Origin of the sequence: Falsirhodobacter sp. 1013 (genome assembly GCF_051195255.1) — a bacterium.
Lineage (GTDB): Bacteria > Pseudomonadota > Alphaproteobacteria > Rhodobacterales > Rhodobacteraceae > Falsirhodobacter.
The window spans coordinates 1-611 of the sequence record NZ_JBNJLK010000052.1 but is presented as its reverse complement, the minus strand read 5'-3'; the positions used below and the strand labels follow the sequence as shown (position 1 = coordinate 611).

Sequence of the window (611 nt, the reverse complement as noted above, 5' to 3'; positions counted from 1 at the left end):
GCTGCGACGGGAAGGTTGGTAGGTGAACATCAAGAAAACCCGAAGGATTTACAACGATTTGCGTCTCCAGTTGCGCAACAAGCATCCGAAGCGGCGGGTCAAGGCGAAGCTGCGCGAGGATCGCGCCGAGGCCGTCGGGCCGAATGATGTCTGGGCCATGGAATGTGTCCATGACCAGTTGGCCTTGGGCAACAAGCTGCGCATCCTGACGATCGTCGATACGCAGTCCCGCTTTTGTCCGGCGGCCGATCCGCGCTTCACCTACCGCGGCGAAAATGTGGTCCAGACACTGGAACGGGTTTGCGGCCAACTCGGCTATCCCAGAACCATCCGGGTCGACAACGGCAGCGAGTTCCTTTCCCGCGATCTCGATCTATGGGCTTATGCCAACGATGGCACGCTGGACTTCCCACGCCCCGGCAAGCCCACCGACAACGGCTTCATCGAGGCGTTCAACAGCAAGCTCCGGTCCGAGTGTCTGAACACACGTCGCCATTGTCGCTCGGACCAATGGCGCGACGCTGGCAACGTCATGAGCCTCGCGGTCGCACGGGAAAAGCTGGAGGATTGGCGTCGACACCACAACGAAGACCGACCCCACAGCGCGATCG

1 pseudogene is annotated in these 611 nt (G+C 60.9%); it reads left to right on the top strand.

The features are described from left to right. Positions 1-611: pseudogene (locus ACSHZY_RS18895) on the top strand (DDE-type integrase/transposase/recombinase); the annotation flags it as partial.